We start from the raw sequence: 15133 nt of genomic DNA, 5'->3' as shown, positions 1-15133 counted from the left end.
GCTAGGCCTGCTTGACAGAATCGGCGGGGAAGGTAATGCCGGCCTGTTGGCGCACGGCATCCATGATGCGCAGCGAGACAAGCGTGACATCGCGATAGTGGCCAAGCTCGTGACGTCCCGCCGGGGTCTCCCAAATCTCTTCCTTGACGTTATCGATGCCGCCGATGGCGGTGATAAAGTCTGCGAGTTCGTATTCCATGGTGTTGCTCGATTTGGGAAGGTCGAGCACGCGGCCGTTGTCGCTCTGTTCGCGCGGCGCCTCGGTCGCCGAGCCGCGTACGACATCGCCGCGATAGTCGATGCGGACGTTGCGGGGCGTGGACAGATGGTCAATCTGGATAGTGCCACGCTCGCCTTCGATCTGCGAGGGCAGTAGGTCATTCGTAATTTTGGAGTGCGCGAGCTCGACGGAGATACGGCCACCGCCGTAGCTGGCGAGGATGGAACCGCAGCCATCGATGGGGCCATGGGTGAGCTCTTGCGTGGTGGGGTCGAGCAGAGTAGCCATGCTCGTAAGGCCGGAGGGCATGCCGAAGATCTCGACCATGGGCTCGACGGTGTAGACGCCAATATCCATGAGGGAGCCCGAGGCCATGTGGCAGTCGAAGATGTTGGTGGCGCGTCCCGCGAGAACCTCGTTGTAGCGTGAAGAATACTTGCCAAAGCGCAGTGAGGCGCGACGAATGGGCGCAATCTCGCCCAGGGCGTCCTCGATGGCGTGGAAAGCGGGGTCATGGAGCGGGCGCATGGCCTCGAGGGCTACGACGCCCGCCGCCTCGGCGGCGCGGAAGACTTCCAGCGCCTGCGCCTCGGTGGCGCAGAAGGGCTTCTCGACGATGACGTGCTTGCCGCTGGCGATGCAGGCAAGGGCCTGCTCGTAGTGAAGTGCGTTTGGGCTGCCGATATAGACGGCGTCGACGTCGGCGGCTGCTGCAAGCTCATCAAGTGAAGTAAAGTTTCGTTCGCCGCCGTGCTCGGCAGTAAAGGCGGCGCCGCGCTCGGCGTTGCGCGAGAGCGTGCCTACGAATACAGCCTGGTCGTTGGCATTGACGACCTGGATAAAGTCGTCGGTGATCATGGATGTGCCGATGGTCGCGATGCGCAGCATACGTCCCCCTTGCGTTGTTTTGGTCTACAGGATGAGTGTAGCGCGTGGGGATATAAAGCTGCGCGAAAACGCTATTACAGGTCGCTCTCGTTAAAGCCGGTGTCGATATCGAGGTTGACTCCATCGGCCGCGGTGGTGGCGAGTTCGTCGCAGCGCTCGTTGAGCTCGTGGCCGGCATGCCCCTTAACCCAGATGAACTCCACCTTATGCTTGCTCTTTGCGGCAAGCAGGCGCTCCCACAGGTCGCGGTTCTTAACGGGCTGCTTGTTGGCAGTTTTCCATCCGCGCTTTTTCCAACCGTCGATCCAGTGCCTGTTAAAGGCGTTGACGACGTACTGCGAGTCGGAGTGGACCTCGACCTCGCAGGGACGGTTGAGTGCCTCGAGCGCCACGATGACCGCCATGAGCTCCATGCGGTTGTTGGTGGTCTTGGCGTAGCCACGCGAAAGCTCGGAGGTGAAGGTCTTGCCGGCGGGGTTGGTGTATTTGAGCACGGCGCCGTAGCCACCGCGTCCCGGATTGGATCGAGCCGAGCCGTCGGTATAGATGATGACCTTCACAGACTTCCTTTCGTCGAGTTCCTCTCTTGCGGCTGTCTATTGTAGCGCCCGGTCCATCCTGTTTTATGCGAGGCGCGCCGCTCCACAAGGATGGTGGAGACGTTGTCGCCAAGAAAGATGGGCGACCTGAATTGTCAAGAGCTAGAGGGCTTTTAAATCTGCCATTTCTATCCCGTCCCCAAATGGTTGGTTTTCGTGGATGATGCGTTCGAGTTCGTCGAGGTATTGCCGCAGCAGGGGAGAGGGCTTGCGCTCATCGTGCATGATGTAGCCCACGCGCATCATTGGGGCGTCTGCCAACGGGATCGATGCCATGCCCCATTGCATTTCATTGGAGAGGACACCGGTCGACAACGTGTAACCGTTCGACGTGATGAGCAGATTGGTGAGCGTGCCACGGTCGGAAACGCGGATGTTGCGGTCGCAGGGGATATAGCTAAACGGCTCCTCGGCGTAATAGAAGGAGTTCGAGGTCCCCTGCTCAAAGCTGTAGCGCGTATAGGGCGTAAGGTCGGCAAGCGATAGCTGGGGGCGGCGTGCGAGCGGATGGCGCTCGCTAACGAAGACGTGGACCGTTGCATCGAAGAGGGGATGGAAGCTTGCGCGGGCGTCGGCGAAGGCCTTCTGCAGGACGCGGGCGTTAAAGTCATCCAGATACAGAATGCCGATATCGCTGCGAAATGCGCGGACGTCGTCGATGATCTGTGACGTGGTGGTCTCGCGCATGATGAACTCAAACTTACTGTCGCGGCAGCGCTCGACGACGTTGACAAAGGCCTCGACCGAAAAAGCGTAGTGCTGGGCCGAGACGGCAAGGCGTGCCTGGGGTGTGCCGCCGTCCTCGTAGCGGGCCTCGAGCATATCGGCCTGCTCTACGACCTGGCGCGCATAGCCTAAAAGCTCGGTGCCGTCGTTGGTGAGTGTGACGCCGCGGCTGGAGCGCGTAAAGATTTCCAGACGGAGCTCCTGCTCTAGGCTTTTGACGGCGTTGGAGATATTGGATTGCGCGGTATAGAGGCGCTGAGCTGCGGCGTTAATTGAGCCGGATTCTGCCACGGCGATAAGAAAACGAAGCTGCTGGAGGGTCATCGGCACCCGTCCTTTCGATAGCTATCTAAAAAACCGATAACAGGTTAGCGCTTTTAAGTGATTGACCGCGCGAAACAATGCTCGTACTATTCAAAACACACAAAGGCGGTAGGTAATTAAGCCGACCACGAGAACGGGTTGTCAAAAGGAGGACCGCATATGAACTGCTTACTAAGACGAATGCCGGGCTCCTGCTTGCGCCCGTCGGCGTGATCAGGAGACGGCGACTTACTTCTCTTACTCTTATTACTTTTGTTTGATCAAGGAGATCATTATGAGCCAGTTTATCAACAACCCCGAGCACACCTTTGGTTTCGACACCCTGCAGCTGCACGTTGGCCAGGAGAGCGCCGACCCCGCATCCGATTCCCGCGCCGTGCCTATCTACCAGACCACGAGCTATGTGTTCCGCAACTCCCAGCACGCCGCTGACCGCTTTGGCCTTGCCGACGCCGGTAATATCTACGGTCGTCTGACCAACTCCACCCAGGGCGTCTTTGAGGACCGCATTGCCGCGCTCGAGGGCGGCGTTGCAGGTCTTGCCGTCGCCTCTGGCGCCGCCGCCATCACCTATACCCTGCAGGCCCTCGCTCAGGCCGGCGACCATGTGGTGGCCCAAAAGACCATCTACGGTGGTTCCTACAACCTGCTGGAGCACACGCTCTCCCAGTTTGGTGTCGAGACCACCTTCGTCGATGCCCACAACCTGGACGAGGTCGAGGGCGCCATCAGGGACAACACCACGGTCATTTACTTCGAGACGCTCGGTAACCCCAACTCCGATATCCCCAACATCGACGCTATCTCCGAGGTCGCTAAGAAGCATGGTCTTCCGGTTGTTGTCGATAACACCTTCGGCACCCCGTATCTGTTCCGTCCGCTGGAGCACGGCGCCAACATCGTCGTTCACTCTGCAACTAAGTTTATTGGCGGCCACGGCACCTCGTTGGGCGGCGTGATTATCGATGGCGGCAACTTCGACTGGAAGGCGAGCGGCAAGTATGCGCAGATCGCCGAGCCCAATCCCTCCTACCATGGCGTCTCGTTTGCCGAGGCCGCCGGCCCCGCTGCCTTCGCGACCTATGTCCGTGCTATCTTGCTGCGTGACGAGGGCGCCTGCATTAGCCCGTTTAACGCCTGGGTCCTGCTCCAGGGCACCGAGACCCTGTCGCTGCGCGTTGACCGCCATGTCGAGAACACCAAGAAGGTCGTTGAGTTCCTGATCGGTGACGGCCATGTTGCCAAGGTGAACCACCCGAGCCTGCCCGAGCACCCCGACCATGAGCTGTACCAGAAGTATTTCCCCCGTGGCGGCGCCTCGATCTTCACCTTCGAGATCAAGGGCGGCCAGGAGGCTGCTTGGAAGTTCATTGACCACCTGCAGGTGTTCTCGCTGCTCGCCAACGTGGCCGACGTCAAGTCGCTCGTCGTGCACCCGGCTACCACCACGCACTCCCAGCTCTCTTCCGAGGAGCTTGCCGAGCAGAACATTACGCCCTCTACAATCCGTCTTTCCATTGGTACCGAGAACGCCGAGGACATCATTTGGGATCTGAAGCAGGCCTTTGCCGCGCTGGACGAGTAAGGCGACTTGTGCAAGGGCCCCTTGCGACTCGATAGGTATAACTGAACTGCATAAAATGCCTGCTCAAGGCGCCTGCGCGAACAATGGTTGCGCAGGCGCCTTTTTTGCATAGGAAGGGCGCTATTACAGGGTTTTTGGCATGATTTATGCAATCGAGATGTGGAAAACTCCTGTTGAGAGGATGTGAGTTTTACGCAAATGACGTGCACCTTTTGAGAAAAAGCGCAGGTCACGATTTACTCGGGGTACTATGCAGCGCGATCGAATCACACGCAGCTTAAACGCAGCAAAAACTCACTACGGAGGTTTCCAGCTACATGAGGATCGATTCACGAAAACCGAAGGCCGCTGCCCTTTCTGCCACGCTTGCCGTGGCGCTTTTAGTGGGTGCCGGCGTAACCGATGCCCACGCGGCAACACTGTCCGACGCGGTCGGATCAACGCCGTCCGAGGCGACCCTGATGCAGCCCGTCGACTATCGTGGCGACGGCTTTGGCTCCATGCAGGAGTGGAACGCCTCGATGGGGGCCAAGCGCGATTCCCTAGAGGTCCGCGCGCAGATCATCATGAACATGTACGGTGACTATGCCACCGATGACGAGCGCGCTGTACTGCAGGGTTGTATCGACGGTGCGGGCAGTCTTTTGACGATGGAGGAGGTCGACGCGAAGTCGGCCGAGCTCGACGAGCTTCGCTCCACGCTCGAGGATGCTAAGCGCGAGGCGCTCGAGGCTGCGGCCGTCGAGGCAGAAGCTGCCGAGCCCGTTCAGGCTTCGTATTACAACGCCGGCTCCGGCTCGTCTTACGCGTCTGCTGCGTATTACGCGAACGGCTCGGGCCTGACGCGCTCGAGCGGCGTCAATAACTACAACGGTCGTCGCGAGACCTATTACAGCAGCAACGTGTTGTATCACCACCGCACGGGTGAGTGGACGCTGGATTCCGAGGGCTTTTGGCGTGATTCCGACGGCTACTACGTGGTGGCTGCGAGCGATAAGTCCCAGGGCTCGACCTTTACAGGCTCTAAGGGCGAGTGCAAGGTCTACGATTCGGGTTGCGCAGCCGGAACTACCGATTACTACACCGGTTGGTAATCTGTCGGCATCGATTGCACATGATGGACGGGCGTCTTTACCGAGCTTTCGGGCAATGTAAAGGCGCCCGTTTTTATATGCATTTGGGTTAACAGAGCCCTTACCGTGGCACTACGTTGGGCATATGGGCACGGGGCATACTAAGTCATGAGAAACAAGGTCTTTCTCGTGGAGGAAGTGATCCCATGAACGCTCGAGATGTCGCTATTGCCGTCGTTGCCCTTTTGATCGGATGTCTTGGTCCGACGGCGGCGTTAGTTGCCGGCTTGCAGTCCACTACGGGTGCCGCTCCTGTGGTTGTGAGCGCCTTGATTGCAGCGGCGCTGTTGGGAAGCGCCGGCGTGGTGCTTTGCCGCGATGACGAGGACGAGGTCCCGGAGTCGCAAAACGAGCCTCAGTTTTAGCCTCGGCCTAAATGCGACAGGCCTTCGCGAGCGATGGGATCCTCGCGAAGGCCTGTCTGCTTACATTGCGCGCGCCGCCGTGCGGGCGAGGCTACCAGCTGCTTTCTATTTCGCGAATCCTCTGGTAGAGCCAATCGTTTTGCGGCACTTGGATATCGTGTTTGGCGGCCAGGCGGCAGATGGTGCCCGCGAACTCCTCGACTTCGGTTTTACGTTGTGCGATGCGGTCCTGCGCCATCGAGGGCATGCCGGCGGGGTCGATTCCCTCGATGAGGTGCACCATCTGCGTCAGGTCTGCCTCGGTAAGCTCAACGCCCTCGGCGTTGGCGACCGCAAGTGTCTCGCGCATGGCGGAAACAAAGCAGCGACGCTGCTCGGAGTCCTGTTCCGTGGCGCTCCCGTACGTGCCGCCGTAGGCCATGCAGGTCTGGTTGATGCCATCGTTGAGCATGAGTTTGGCCCACATGCGGTGCGCAATGTCGCTCTCGACGGTATGGGCGATGCCGCAGCGCGTGTAGAGCTCATCGATGGCGGTGACGGTTGCGGGCTCGGTGCCTGCTGCCGCGCCAAAGCGAATCTCGCCCGCATTGGTAAAGGTGAGCGCGCCGTTAAGGAATACGGCGTCCATGCCCTGGCAGATGCCCAGGACGGTGTGCTTCCAGCCAAAGCGCTCGGCTATTTTTTGCTCGCTCGTAATGCCGTTGCACAGCGAGGCGATGAGTGTGTTGGGTCCCACGACGCGCTCCATAGTCTTGAGTGCTTGTCTGAGCTCCGTCGTCTTGACCGTGAGAATGACCAGATCGGCGGGCGTTGCCTCGCTGGCGCGGACGGACTTGAGCGCGCAGGGCTTTCCGTTGACGGTGAGCGCATCGCCCACGTGGCGCTCGAAACGCGCGTCATCCATGACGTATTCGACGGCGTCATTGCCGAGGGCCTTGGCAATCGTACTGCCGTAGAGCAGGCCGACGCCGCCCTTGCCGATAAAGGCGACCTTGTTGATCTGCATGTGAATCATCTCCTCACAAAAAGGCGCCCGCGTGCGGGGCGCCTGATGGATTGTATGCCGCTGGGGCATGTGGCGTACACCGGAGGCTGAATTTAGAAGAACAAACGCATGGGAACTTATGCCGCGGGGCAGATGGCAAAAACGCGCGCGGGATATCCAACGCCATCGCGCACCTTGGGGAAGGTGCAGAAGATGACGGCGCCTGTGGCGGGAAGCTCGTCCAGATGGTCCATGACCTCGATCTGGTAACGGTCGACCGAGAGGATGTATTGTTCGCCGGGATAGGGGTAGGCGTCCTCGTGTGTGGTAATGGTTGCGGGGTCGGTGTCTGCCGGTTCGTGGCCAATGGCGCCGATGTTGCGCTCTTCAACGAGCCACTTTATGGCGTCGAGGTCCCAGCCGGGATAGTGGGGCTGGCCGTCCTCGCCCTTGTTTTCGAGGTCGGCGAGCTTGGACCAGTCGGAGCGGAAGGCGACGAATGCGTCCTCGGGAATGCGACCGTGCTCGTCCTCCCAAGCTTTGAGGTCATCGATAGTCAGGATAAAGTCGGGGTTTGCGGCGCACTCCTCGTGCTTATCGATCACGCAGAGCGGATGCATAAACTCGACGGGCTCGATCTCGCCGAGGGAGCGGCCGTCAACATGAAAGTGGCGCGGCGCATCGACGTGGGTGCCGTACTGCGAGGCGACCGAATACTGGAAGCAACGCATGGGCGCGAGCATATCCTCGGGCGTGCCGGGCAGGTAGTCGAAGAGCTTGGTGGACTCAAATGGCTTAAAGCCAAACCAGTGCGGGGTGTCGCACGAGAGCGTGTGGGTGAGGTCGATCCAGCGGTAATCGGTGCTTTTGAGCTGGGTGGCGAGGTTCCAAAGGTCGAGCGTGGGCATGGCTGGCTCCTTTCATCGGACTTTTTGCTGATGTTAAAGCGCTGCCATGACGACTCGATTTCTGTTGGGTTACGATACGTTCTCGATTGCGATTCCGATGTGTTTCGGTGACGTGACGGGTTTGTTTCGCCGCGTCAGAGCTTCGATGGGGGAGGAGGGGCCGTGCAGTATCGCGTTGACCCCAAAAGCGGTAACCGTATCTCGGCGTTGGGGCTGGGGTGCATGAGGTTTCCCGGTGCGCCGGGACGCCCCGATGCGAAGACAGCCGATGCTATCATTTCCCGCGCCGTGGAGCAGGGGATAAATTACCTGGATACGGCTTATCTTTATCCCGGCAACGAGGCTTGCGTAGGCGCTTCGCTTGAGCGCTTGGGCCTGCGCGACCAGGTTTTGCTCGCGACCAAGCTGCCGCACGCCTCGTGCAAGTGCGCGGAGGATTTCGACCGTTTCTTTGATGAGCAGCTGCGCCGCCTGCGGACTGACCATATCGACTACTACCTCATGCACAACATCACCTCGCCCGCCCAGTGGGAACGTGTGGTGGCGTTGGGCATCGAGGACTGGATCGCGCGTCAAAAGGCGGCGGGGCGCATTCGCCAGATTGGTTTTTCGTATCACGGCAGCGCGGCGGATTTCCTGACGATGCTTGACGCATATGACTGGGATTTTTGCCAGATACAGTACAACTATGCCGGTGAGCGTTACCAAGCGGGAACGGCGGGGCTCATGGCCGCCGCCGAGCGAGGCCTCGCGGTGTTTGTGATGGAGCCGCTACTGGGCGGGCGTCTAGCAGGCAAGCTGCCCCCGCGGGCCCGCGCTGTGCTCGATGACGCCTGTGACCCGCATTTGCGCACCCCTGCCGCCTGGGGGCTTTCGTGGGTGTGGAATCATCCTCAGGTGACGATGCTGCTTTCGGGTATGACCGATACCGCGCAGGTGGATGAGAACGCGGCGTTGGCCGATCGGGCCCTGCCGGATTCGATGACAGCTACTCAGCTCGATGCCATCGCACGCGTGCTGGAGGAGTTTGAAAAATCGAATCGCGTGCCCTGCACGGGATGCGGCTATTGCATGCCGTGTCCTAAAGGCATCAATATTCCTGGGTGTTTTGCCGCCTACAACGCAAGCTATGCGCACAGCTGGTTTACGGGTCTATCGCAGTACTTTACGGCGAGTGCGGTGCGCACAAGCGAGCCCAAGTTGGTGAGCAATTGCGTCAAGTGCGGCAAATGCGCACGCCACTGCCCGCAGCACATCGATATTCCCGAGCGTCTCGACGATGTGCGCCGACGTTTCCAGCCTGGCCCCGTGACGGCGGTGCTTAAGGCCTTCGGCAAAACGCGCTCCTCATGACCCTTTTATAACTTGCGGTGGAATAGTTCCTGTTTGCGGCAGAATAAGGCATCAACAGGAACTATTTCACCGTAACTGATGAGGGGGAGCTGGGGATGCTGACGATTGGGTGTCACCTATCCACGACGAAGGGCTATCGGGCGATGGGGGAGACGGCACTATCCATTGGCGCCAATACCTTTGCATTCTTTACGCGCAACCCGCGCGGCGGCAAGGCGAAAGACCTTGACATGCATGACGTGGCGGCCCTACGCGAGCTTATGGAACAAAACGATTTTGGTCCCCTCGTGGCCCATGCTCCGTATACCTATAACCCCTGCTCGGCCAAAGAGCGGGCGCGCGAGTTTGCCCTGGAGGCCATGGCTGAGGATCTGCAGCGTCTGGAAGCGCTGCCCGGCAACTTCTACAATTTCCATCCCGGTGCGCATGTGGGACAGGGCTCCGACGCCGGCATTCAGATGATCGTCGACACCCTGTGCCAGGTGATGTTTGAGGGCCAGCAGACGACGGTGCTGCTCGAGACCATGGCCGGCAAGGGCACCGAGGTGGGCCGCAGCTTTGAGGAACTGGCGATCATCATCGAGGGCGTTGCTGACAGGCGCCCCGAGCTGTCGGCCAAGCTGGGCGTTTGCCTGGACACCTGCCATGTAAATGACGCCGGCTATGATATCGTCCAAGATCTTGACGGTGTGCTCGACGAGTTCGATCGTGTGGTGGGTATCGAGCGCCTGCGCGCTGTGCATATCAATGATTCCAAGAATCCCCGCGGTGCCCATAAGGACCGGCATGAATGCATCGGCAAGGGTTACCTCGGCAGCGAGGAACTTGGCGGTGGAATGCAGGTTATGCAGAATATTGTATCGAATAGCTGCCTGCGATCACTGCCATTCATTTTGGAAACGCCGAACGAACTTGCAGGTTATGCGGCTGAAATTAAACTATTAAGGTCATTGCAGCAGTAATGACTGTCATAAAGTGGAGTGTTCCATTCACGTTATGGGTTTGTTTCAATCAGTTTTCTAATTGCAGATTCTCTCACGCGGGTGCATAATAGCCCTCAGTTTTTGCAGGCCCCTGAATCACATGGGGCCATTGGAAGGAGACTGATTATGAAGCTGAAGAAGCTTGGCGCATTTGCCGCCACGGGCGCCATGGCGCTCGCCCTCGCACTGACGGGCTGCGGCTCGTCCAACGCCACCTCTGGTTCTGATGCCGGTTCCAGCAGCTCTGACGACGCTAAGGTCGAGAAGGTCGACGGCTCCAAGGAGTACGCGCTCGTCAAGGACGGTACGCTGACCGTCGGCACCTCTGCCGAGTACGCTCCGTTTGAGTACAAGGATGACAACGGCGATTATCAGGGCTTTGACCTTGAGCTCATCAAGGCTATCGGCGACAAGCTGGGCCTGGATGTCGAGTACGTCAACAACGACTTCGACACGCTCGTCCCCGGCGTCGCTTCGGGCACCAAGTATGACGTCTCCATTGCGGCTATCACCGACACGCCCGAGCGTGAGAAGGAAGTCGCTTTCTCCGATTCCTACTACATGGACGATCAGGCTATCGTGACCAAGGTCGATAACACCGACATCACGGCCGACAATTACAGCGAGAAGCTCAACAACGCCGACGCTACCATTATCGTCCAGTCTGGCTCGACCGCCGAGGCCTTTGCTCAGGAGAACTTCCCCAAGGCCAAGATCATCCCCTACAAGGACGCTACCGAGTGCTTCAGCGCCCTGCAGTCCGACAAGGGCGATGCCGTAGTCACCAACCGCTCCGTTGCCAGCCAGCTGACCGCCGAGCAGTTCAACACCTGCCACACGGTTAAACAGATCAGCACCGGCGAGGAGTACGCCATTGCCATCAACCAGGGCAATACCAAGCTCAAGGACGACATCAACCAGGCCATCAAGGACCTGACCGACTACGGTACCGTTGACGCCCTCATGGCTAAGTACAACATCAAGTAAACAGATACTTGATTGCGTTTGGGCCCTTTCCGTTTAGCGGAGAGGGCCTTTGCGCTTCTCTCGACGGAGAGTGTTTCCGTCTCTATTTGCCGGCAACTTCTACGATAGGAGCCACCTTGTCTCGACTGAACAAAGGGGCCGCTGGGCAGCGTTCTTCACTACCCGCCTTGCTCCAAAAGCTAGCCTGCGTCATGGCCGTGGCGCTCGCGCTGGTGTGCGTGGGGGCATCTGCGCCCTCGACTGCCCAAGCGCTTGAGACCGCAAAGATTACCGCCCGACCCAACACCGGTTCGGGCAGCGATGTGGTCGGCGGCACCGAGACACGCATTACCTGGGAAGTTCAGGCCGACGCCGACGAGGAGCTGAGCGGTCTTTCGCTGACGTTTGTCGACGGCACGACGTTTGGTACCGATGACACGCGATTGACGATGCTCTCGGGCGAGGACCTCATGGATCGCACACCCATGAAGCCCACGTGCACGGCTGATGGCCAGACGCTCAAGATCGACTTTGGCGAGACGGCGCCTGCCGGCGGCTTTTTCCGTGTCGAGGTGTACGGCGTGACCTTCCCCGTCGAAGGCGGCGACGAGGCCTTTAGCGGCACCTATACGCTCGCCGACGGTTCGACCAAGAAGATTTCCAAGATTCCTTCCGTCGAGATTAAGGGCGTGACGGCCTTCGATAACTTCCAGGCCGATCTTAAGGAACAGCCGTGGGTCGAGGCTTGGAATTCCAATATGTTCCTGCGTCTGTTCTTGAACCCGGTCATTTTGGTCCAGAGCCTGCCGGTCGTATTTAAGGGCTTCCTTATGTCGCTCTCGATCGTGCTTGTGGCGTTTCCGCTGGCAATCCCCTTTGGCTTTGCCTTGTCGCTCATGCGCATCTCCAAGTCGCGCATTCTGCGCTGTCTTGCCGGCATCTACGTGAATATCATCCGCGGTACGCCGGCGTTCCTGCAGATCTATATCGCGTTCTTTGGCTTGCCACTTGCCGGCGTCAAGGTGGACGACTACGTCTTGGGCGTTATCGTCATGGCCATGAACTCGTCTGCGTACCTGTGCGAGATCTTCCGTGCCGGTATTCAGTCGATTCCCAAGGGCCAAAACGAGGCTGCCCGCTCGCTGGGCATGAATGCCTTTCAGACGTTGCTCTACGTTATGATTCCGCAGACGTTCCGCAATGTCCTGCCTACGCTGACCAGCGAGTTTATCCTGCTTTACAAGGATACGTCGCTGCTCGCCGCCGTGGGCGTGGTCGAGATCGTCATGAATGCCCGCACCATCGTGGCGACGACGGGCTCCATCACGCCGTATGTGGTTGCCGCCCTGTTCTATCTGGTCATTACCCTGCCGCTTGCGCGCTTGGTGAGCGGTCTTGAGGCGAGACTTCTGGGGACGGCCGAAACCAAAAAGAAGCGTCCCACCAAGAGCGCCGGACAGGTTGTCGCGACACCCGCCGATCATATTGCAGGTCTGTAAGGAGGTTCTATTATGAGCGAAACCAATAACTCGAACGAGGTCGTCGTCAGCATCAAGAATCTCCAGAAGGCCTTTGGCGATAACGTGGTCCTGCGCGACATTGATCTGGATGTGCACAAGGGTGAGGTCGTCGTGGTCCTGGGCCCCTCGGGCTCGGGTAAGTCGACGATGCTTCGCTGCATTAACCGTCTTGAGGAGCCCACGAGCGGCTCGATTGTCGTTGAGGGCGTGGATGTGTGCGCCAAGGGCGTCGACCTCAATAAGGTGCGTACGCACTTGGGCATGGTGTTTCAGCAGTTCAATCTGTTCCCGCACCTGTCGGTCAAAAAGAACGTCATGCTTGCGCAACAAAAGGTGCTCAAGCGCAGCAAGGAAGAGGCCGAGAAGATTGCCGTCGAGGAGCTGACCAAGGTCGGTCTGGCCGAGCGCATCGATTTTATGCCGAGCCAGCTTTCGGGCGGCCAGCAACAGCGCGTGGCCATCGCCCGCGCCCTGTCGATGAATCCGCACGTGATGCTCTTTGACGAGGCTACGTCGGCGCTTGACCCCGAGCTCGTCCGCGACGTTCTGGGTGTCATGCGCGATCTTGCGCGTGACGGCATGACGATGATCGTGGTGACGCACGAGATGGGCTTTGCCCGCGACGTCGCCGACCGCGTCGTCTTTATGGACGGCGGCGTTATCGTGGAGGAGGGCACGCCGAGCGAGGTCTTCGACCATCCCAAGAGCGGGCGCACCAAGGCGTTCTTGGGCAATATCTCGTAGCTGCTTTATGTGGCTGACATAGCAGAAAACGGGGCTGGATTTGGATCCAGCCCCGTTTTTGTTGGGATGCGAATGTGTTTTGGTGCAGAGCCGCGTATGGGCGGAGCTTATCGCCGTTAGGCGAGCTCGGCTCCAAGGGCGCGACAGGCGGCCTCTGCCTCGGCGCCGGCTGACGCCGCGCCCTCGGCAACGAGGTTTGCCATGGCTTCGGTGTTGCCTGTGCCGCTCCAGTAGACGACTGCGATCTTGCTCATATGTTTTCCTTTCGGTTGTGCGGCGTGCGGCCGCGGTTTGTATGTTCTATCGGGTTGCCTGGGCAAGTTTTGCGAGGCTGTGGCCCTGCTGATAGACATGGGTGAGGTGCTGCGTGCAAGCGCGGTAGGATTCGAACGTCGCAAGCGCTTGCTCGACATTTGTGTAGACCTTCCAGGCGCCAAAGACCGTGTAGTTCTCGCCGCGCTGGGTAGTGTCGAGAAAGTTGGTGTAGCGCCCGATCCGAAGCGAGTCGGCCCGGCGTCCCAGAATCTGGAATACGGTTGATATCCTATGCCGCCTCGACCCTGTCCGCAAGCTCGAGGCCGGACTCGAGCATCTTCCTTGCCTCCGCCTCGAGCCGCGCCCAATCGACGGGACCGTCGGTCCCCCGGGTGCGACCGTCGTCGTAGAGCTCGTTCATCCTCGCCTCCGAGAAGTACCTGGACTCCTGCCATATCTCGTCCTGCTCGCACATGACCGCGCCCGCGAGCCGCACCAGCGAGCCCGTGGAGGGGAACACCTGCACGACGCGCGACCTGCGCTTTATCTCCCGGTTGGTCCTCTCCTGCACGTTGTTGGTGCGCAGGCGCTTCCAGTGGGTCGGCGGGAAGTCGAGGTAGGCCAGCGCGTCGGGCTCGGCCTCCTCCAGCACCGCCGCCGCCCTGGGGCAGCACCCCGCCAGCATGTCGCACGCCGCGTGGTACATGGCCGTCACGGTGGCGGCGTCGCGCCCGCGGAACACCTGCGACACGATCCTGCCCACGCGGCGCCTGAGCTGCCAGGAGCCGGCCTCGCGCATGCAGTCGCGCATGAGGTGGACCGCGCAGCGCTGCCACGCGGCGCCCTGGAAGACCTCGCCGAGCGCCCGGACGAGCCCCGGGTGGGCGTCCGAGACGACGAGCCGCACGCCCGCCGCCCCGCGCGAGCGGATAGCCCGCAGGAAGGCGAGCCACGAGTCGTAAGACTCGGTGTCAACCACGTCGACACCGAGGACGCGCCTCCAGCCGCCCGCATCGCAGCCGATGGCGGTGACCACGGCGGTGGAGGCGACGCGCCCCCCGCGGCGGCACTTGACGTAGGTCGCGTCGAGCCAGACGTAGGGCACCGGCGAGCCGTCGAGCGGCCTTCCGCACAGATCCTCGATGTCTGCGTCCAGGCTCGAGGCGATTGCGCTCACCTGGTCCTTCGAGAGCCTGGAGACGCCCATCTTCTCGGCCACCCTCTGCACCTTGCGGGTGCTCGTGCCCGTGGCGTACATCTCGGCGACGGCGGCAACGAGGGCGCGGTCGACGCGCTGGTAGCGCTCGAGCACGTCCTCCGGGAAGAAGCTGCCGGAGCGCAGCTTGGGGATGCGCAGCGTCAGCGTGCCGACGCAGGTGGCGAGCGACCTCTCGCGGTAGCCGTTTCGGCTGTTCGCCCCGCCACCGCAGAGCTGGTCGGCCTCGGCGTCCATCACGGCGTTCACGACCTGCTCGGCGAGTCTGCGAAGCAGCTCCTGCATATCGATGGCGCCGTCGTCGAAACGGGGCATGGCGAGCATGTCCGGCGTCGGGTCTGATAAGATTTCCATAGCGGTCTT

Annotated in this window: 15 protein-coding genes and 1 pseudogene; 8 read left to right on the top strand and 8 right to left on the bottom strand. The window is 60.2% G+C overall.

Annotated elements, in window-relative coordinates:
- Position 1: 1 nt before the first annotated feature.
- The 3 genes from ACTQW0_RS04745 to ACTQW0_RS04735 all read right to left on the bottom strand — a co-directional run bounded on the left by ACTQW0_RS04745 (position 2) and on the right by ACTQW0_RS04735 (position 2757).
- Positions 2–1108, bottom strand: a complete 1107-nt coding sequence (locus ACTQW0_RS04745) for a Gfo/Idh/MocA family protein (RefSeq protein ID WP_427718592.1) — start codon at positions 1106–1108, stop codon at positions 2–4.
- Positions 1109–1182: 74 nt separating this feature from the next.
- Positions 1183–1668, bottom strand: coding sequence for a ribonuclease HI (gene rnhA, locus ACTQW0_RS04740; protein WP_370450639.1), 486 nt, complete (start codon positions 1666–1668; stop codon positions 1183–1185).
- A gap of 141 nt (positions 1669–1809) precedes the next feature.
- Positions 1810–2757, bottom strand: coding sequence for a LysR family transcriptional regulator (locus ACTQW0_RS04735; protein WP_427793852.1), 948 nt, complete (start codon positions 2755–2757; stop codon positions 1810–1812).
- A gap of 274 nt (positions 2758–3031) precedes the next feature.
- Here ACTQW0_RS04735 and ACTQW0_RS04730 point away from each other — a divergent pair, with 274 nt between their 5' ends.
- The 3 genes from ACTQW0_RS04730 (at position 3032) to ACTQW0_RS04720 (ending at position 5840) form a co-directional block, all read left to right on the top strand.
- The gene (locus ACTQW0_RS04730; RefSeq protein WP_441545515.1) at positions 3032–4342 is read left to right on the top strand and encodes an O-acetylhomoserine aminocarboxypropyltransferase/cysteine synthase family protein; all 1311 of its coding nucleotides are present in this window, start codon (positions 3032–3034) and stop codon (positions 4340–4342) included.
- A 317-nt stretch (positions 4343–4659) separates the two neighbouring features.
- Positions 4660–5436 (top strand): hypothetical protein, encoded by a 777-nt coding sequence (locus tag ACTQW0_RS04725; RefSeq protein WP_441545516.1) that lies wholly within the window; start codon positions 4660–4662, stop codon positions 5434–5436.
- 185 nt (positions 5437–5621) lie between these two features.
- Positions 5622–5840, top strand: coding sequence for a hypothetical protein (locus tag ACTQW0_RS04720; protein ID WP_154517389.1), 219 nt, complete (start codon positions 5622–5624; stop codon positions 5838–5840).
- Positions 5841–5931: 91 nt separating this feature from the next.
- Here ACTQW0_RS04720 and ACTQW0_RS04715 read toward each other — a convergent pair whose 3' ends face one another.
- A complete protein-coding gene (locus ACTQW0_RS04715) occupies positions 5932–6846 on the bottom strand; it encodes a ketopantoate reductase family protein (protein WP_441545517.1) in 915 nt (304 codons plus the stop codon).
- A 116-nt stretch (positions 6847–6962) separates the two neighbouring features.
- Positions 6963–7733: a cyclase family protein gene (locus ACTQW0_RS04710; protein WP_441545518.1), complete on the bottom strand. Its 771-nt coding sequence runs from the start codon at positions 7731–7733 to the stop codon at positions 6963–6965.
- A gap of 162 nt (positions 7734–7895) precedes the next feature.
- Here ACTQW0_RS04710 and ACTQW0_RS04705 point away from each other — a divergent pair, with 162 nt between their 5' ends.
- The 5 genes from ACTQW0_RS04705 to ACTQW0_RS04685 all read left to right on the top strand — a co-directional run bounded on the left by ACTQW0_RS04705 (position 7896) and on the right by ACTQW0_RS04685 (position 13299).
- Positions 7896–9086, top strand: coding sequence for an aldo/keto reductase (locus tag ACTQW0_RS04705; RefSeq protein ID WP_441545519.1), 1191 nt, complete (start codon positions 7896–7898; stop codon positions 9084–9086).
- Between the two features lie 95 nt (positions 9087–9181).
- Positions 9182–10048 (top strand): deoxyribonuclease IV, encoded by an 867-nt coding sequence (locus ACTQW0_RS04700; RefSeq protein ID WP_441545520.1) that lies wholly within the window; start codon positions 9182–9184, stop codon positions 10046–10048.
- 147 nt (positions 10049–10195) lie between these two features.
- The gene (locus ACTQW0_RS04695) at positions 10196–11056 is read left to right on the top strand and encodes an ABC transporter substrate-binding protein (RefSeq protein WP_441567145.1); all 861 of its coding nucleotides are present in this window, start codon (positions 10196–10198) and stop codon (positions 11054–11056) included.
- A gap of 116 nt (positions 11057–11172) precedes the next feature.
- Positions 11173–12534, top strand: coding sequence for an ABC transporter permease subunit (locus ACTQW0_RS04690; protein WP_441068495.1), 1362 nt, complete (start codon positions 11173–11175; stop codon positions 12532–12534).
- Positions 12535–12546: 12 nt separating this feature from the next.
- On the top strand, positions 12547–13299 hold the full coding sequence (locus ACTQW0_RS04685) for an amino acid ABC transporter ATP-binding protein (protein ID WP_441545521.1): 753 nt from the start codon (positions 12547–12549) through the stop codon (positions 13297–13299).
- Between the two features lie 155 nt (positions 13300–13454).
- Here the strand turns inward: ACTQW0_RS04685 and ACTQW0_RS04680 are convergent.
- The 3 genes and pseudogenes from ACTQW0_RS04680 to ACTQW0_RS04670 form a co-directional block, all read right to left on the bottom strand.
- Positions 13455–13553, bottom strand: a pseudogene (locus ACTQW0_RS04680) (flavodoxin domain-containing protein); the annotation flags it as partial.
- Between the two features lie 46 nt (positions 13554–13599).
- Positions 13600–13869 carry a DUF3793 family protein gene (locus ACTQW0_RS04675; RefSeq protein WP_441567143.1) on the bottom strand — a complete coding sequence of 90 codons (270 nt, stop codon included), beginning with the start codon at positions 13867–13869 and terminating at the stop codon, positions 13600–13602.
- The gene (locus ACTQW0_RS04670) at positions 13844–15124 is read right to left on the bottom strand and encodes an IS256 family transposase (RefSeq protein WP_441567141.1); all 1281 of its coding nucleotides are present in this window, start codon (positions 15122–15124) and stop codon (positions 13844–13846) included. Before ACTQW0_RS04670 ends, ACTQW0_RS04675 begins: the two co-directional genes overlap by 26 nt.
- Between the last annotated feature and the right edge of the window lie 9 nt (positions 15125–15133).

It is taken from the genome of Collinsella sp. LCP19S3_B7, assembly GCF_052121795.1.
Lineage (GTDB): Bacteria > Actinomycetota > Coriobacteriia > Coriobacteriales > Coriobacteriaceae > Collinsella.
This window is presented reverse-complemented; position numbering and strand designations above follow the sequence as displayed.